At 29.3% G+C, this 3,805-nt stretch carries 5 protein-coding genes; 4 read left to right on the forward strand and 1 reads right to left on the reverse strand.

The features are described from left to right. Together rfbA and rfbC are read left to right on the forward strand one after the other, a co-directional pair. On the forward strand, positions 1-720 hold a 720-nt coding region (gene rfbA / locus Q1J48_RS01010), incomplete at its 5' end, for a glucose-1-phosphate thymidylyltransferase RfbA (protein ID WP_300360628.1). 9 nt (positions 721-729) lie between these two features. Beyond that, the gene (gene rfbC, locus Q1J48_RS01015) at positions 730-1,278 is read left to right on the forward strand and encodes a dTDP-4-dehydrorhamnose 3,5-epimerase (RefSeq protein ID WP_300360629.1); all 549 of its coding nucleotides are present in this window, start codon (positions 730-732) and stop codon (positions 1,276-1,278) included. Between the two features lie 53 nt (positions 1,279-1,331). On the opposite strand, the gene msrA is transcribed toward rfbC, so the two are convergent. Next, on the reverse strand, positions 1,332-2,285 hold the full coding sequence (msrA, locus tag Q1J48_RS01020; protein WP_300360630.1) for a peptide-methionine (S)-S-oxide reductase MsrA: 954 nt from the start codon (positions 2,283-2,285) through the stop codon (positions 1,332-1,334). Positions 2,286-2,445: 160 nt separating this feature from the next. Between msrA and ahpC the strand changes: the two genes are divergently transcribed. Beyond that, positions 2,446-3,006 carry an alkyl hydroperoxide reductase subunit C gene (ahpC, locus tag Q1J48_RS01025; RefSeq protein WP_300331568.1) on the forward strand — a complete coding sequence of 187 codons (561 nt, stop codon included), beginning with the start codon at positions 2,446-2,448 and terminating at the stop codon, positions 3,004-3,006. A gap of 164 nt (positions 3,007-3,170) precedes the next feature. Further along, positions 3,171-3,805: NAD-dependent protein deacylase (locus Q1J48_RS01030; RefSeq protein ID WP_300360631.1), on the forward strand; the 635-nt coding region annotated here is incomplete at its 3' end.

The raw sequence follows: 3,805 nt of genomic DNA on the forward strand, positions 1-3,805 counted from the left end.
ACTCCACAGGATTTACCAAATTTTAAGAGACTTTTGGGAGATGGAAGTAATTATGGAATAAATTTAAGTTATGAAGAACAACCTAGTCCAGATGGATTAGCTCAAGCTTTTTTAATAGGAGAAAAATTTATAGGGAATGATTCTTGTGCAATGATATTGGGAGATAATATTTTCTATGGAGCTGGACTTGTGAAACATTTAAGAGAGGCAGAATCTCAAAAAGTAGGAGCTACAATTTTTGGATATTATGTAAATGATCCAGAAAGATTTGGAATAGTTGAGTTTAATGAAGAGGGAAAAGCTATTTCAATAGAGGAAAAGCCAAAAAATCCTAAATCAAATTATTGTGTAACAGGATTATATTTTTATGATAATAGAGTTGTAGAGTTTGCCAAAAAAGTAAAGCCATCTGAAAGAGGAGAGTTAGAAATAACTGACTTAAATAGAATGTATTTAGAAGATGGAAGTTTAAATGTTATTACTTTGGGTAGAGGATATGCTTGGCTTGACACAGGAACTATGGATTCTTTGGCAGAGGCTGGGGAATTTATAAAAGTGATAGAAACAAGACAAGGAGTTCAGATAGCCTCTTTAGAAGAGATAGCTTATTTAAATAAATGGATAACTAAAGAAACTCTATTAGAATCTGCTAAAAAATATGGCAAATCAAATTATGGACAATATCTTTTAAAAGTTGCAGATAATAAGATTAAATATTAGGGAGAAAAAATGAAATTAATAGATACAGGAATAAAAGATTTATTTATAATAGAACCGCAAGTTTTTGGAGATAATAGAGGTTGGTTTATGGAAAGTTGGTCTCAAAAGAAGATGGAAGATTTAGGGTTGTTTTATAATTTTGTACAGGATAACCACTCTTTCTCAGCAGTAAAGGGAACTCTTCGTGGATTACATTTTCAAAAAGGGGAGTCAGCACAAGCTAAACTTGTAAGATGTGTAAAGGGAGCTGTTCTTGATGTAGCAGTGGATCTTAGAAAAAATTCCAAGACTTATAAAAAATGGGTTTCTTGTGTACTTTCAGCAGAAAATAAAAAACAATTTTTAATTCCTAGAGGTTTTGCTCATGGATTTTTAACTTTGACTGATGATGTGGAATTTGTTTATAAGGCTGATAATTACTATGATCCAAAATCTGATAGAAATATTATATGGAATGATCCAGAAATAAATGTTGAGTGGGGAATAGAAAACCCAATACTATCTGAAAAAGATAAAAAAGCTCCAAAATTATCAGAAAGTGATGTAGATTTTGAATAATTGAAAATAGAGGGAAATTTCCCTCTATTTTTCTATTATAGTAGTTTGAAAAATTATTTAACAAAAGGAATCAGATAACCATATCCTTCTTCTTCCATTTTAGAAAGAGGGATAAATCTTAGAGAGGCACTATTGATACAAAATCTTAATCCCCCTTTTTCAATAGGTCCATCATCAAATACATGACCTAAATGAGAGTTTCCAACCTTACTTTTAACTTCAATCCTATTCATATTAAAACTTTTATCTTCGTGGAAAGTAACTAGATTTTTAATTATTGGTTTAGAAAAGCTAGGCCAGCCACAACCAGAATGAAATTTATCTTTTGAAAGGAAAAGAGGTTCACCAGTAGCAATATCTACATAAATTCCCTCTTCAAAATTATCACAATATTCATTGGTAAAAGGTCCTTCAGTATAAGATTTTTGAGTTACATTATATTGTTCCTCACTTAATTTTTCTAAAAGTTCTTTATCATTTGGTTTTGAATATTTATTTTTACCGATAATAAGCTCATCAGCTCTTGAAAGATTTATATGACAATATCCATTTGGATTTTTATCTAGATAATCTTGATGATAATCTTCAGCTAAAAAGAAATTTTCAAGCTTTTTATTTTCTACAACTATTTTTTCATCAAATTCTTTTTGCAAATTTTCTAATTCTTTCTCTATTATATTTTTATCCTCTTCATCTATATAATATATTCCAGTTCTATATTGTGTTCCTCTGTCATTTCCTTGTTTATTAAGACTTGTGGGATCAATTATTTTAAAATAATATTGAAGTAAAGTTGAAAGATCTAATTTTTCTGGATCGTAAATAATTTTTACAGTTTCAGCATGTCCAGTATCGAGATGGCAAACCTCTTCATATTTAGGATTTTCTGTTTTTCCATTGGCATATCCAACCTTAGTGTCTATAACTCCATAGATTTTTTTTAAGAAAGCCTCAACTCCCCAAAAACAACCTCCAGCTAAATAAATTTCTTTAGTACTTAAGTTCATTTTTACCTCCTTAAAATTTTTAAATTTGTTTTTTGACAAGGAAAAATACAGAAAAGTTTAAAATAGTTACACATTTAAAATAATTATATAAGTTATTGACAAAATAAATCCAAGATTATATAATCTAGATATGTAGTCCGAAATAATGAAGGAGGAAAATATGAATTTAATTGGAAAGAAAGTAAATGAATTTAAAGTAAAAGCATATTATAAAGGTGATTTCACAGAAGTAACAGAAAAAGATCTAGATGGAAAATGGAATGTATTTGTATTCTATCCAGCAGACTTTACTTTTGTATGTCCAACAGAGCTAGAAGATTTAGCAGAACACTATGAAAGATTTAAAAAAGAGGGAGCAGAGGTTTATTCTATTTCAACTGATACTCACTTTGTTCACAAAGCTTGGCACGATATATCAGAAAAAGTAGCAAAGATAGAGTTCCCAATGTTAGCTGACCCAACAGGAAGACTTTCAAGAGATTTCCAAGTTATGATTGAAGAAGAGGGAGTTGCCCTAAGAGGAAGTTTCGTAATCAACCCAGAGAGAAAAATAGTTGCTTATGAAGTACATGATACAGCAATAGGAAGAGATGCATCAGAGCTTTTAAGAAAATTACAAGCAGCTAAATTCGTAGCTGAAAATGGAGAGGTTTGTCCAGCTAAATGGAAACCAGGAAAAGATACAATAAAACCAACTATTGATTTAATAGGAAAATTATAAAATTAAATTAAAAAGATAAAAAAATTAAGCTATTGTAGATTAAAAAGTTGATCTATAATAGCTTTTTATTTTCTTAAAAATTTAAAAAATATAGTATTAAAAAATTTAAAATTTCAATTAAATATAGTATAATAAATTATAATTTATTTTAAAGGAGATGGATTATGACAGATATAGAAAAATTAGCTGAAATTATAAAAGATAGTCAATATATAGTTTTTTTCACAGGAGCTGGAGCTTCAACAGATTCGGGGCTTAGAGATTTTCGTGGTAAGACAGGGCTTTACAATGATAGAAAATATATGGGATATGAGCCAGAGGAGATATTAAGCCACGATTTCTTTTTTGCTCATAGAGATATTTTTGATAAGTATTTAAAGGAAAAATTATCAATTGATAATGTAAAACCAAATGCAGGACATAGAGCTATTGCTGAACTTGAAAAAATGGGAAAGGTAAAATCTGTAATAACTCAAAATATAGATAATCTTCACCAAGAGGGGGGAAGCAAAAAAGTTTTAGAACTTCATGGAACTTTAAAAGATTGGTATTGTCTAAAATGTGGAAAAAGAGATAGAAAAAGTTTTGAATGCCAATGTGGAGGAGTTGTAAGACCTAATGTAACTCTTTATGGAGAGATGTTGGATGAAACTGTAACAGACTTAGCAATAGAAGAGATAAAAAAAGCTGATACTTTAATAATAGTAGGAACAAGTCTTACTGTTTATCCAGCTGCTTACTATATAAATTATTTTAAAGGAGAAAACTTAGTAATAATAAATGAAACAGAAACTTCTCA

Origin of the sequence: Fusobacterium sp. (assembly GCF_029258315.1) — a bacterium.
GTDB lineage: Bacteria > Fusobacteriota > Fusobacteriia > Fusobacteriales > Fusobacteriaceae > Fusobacterium_B.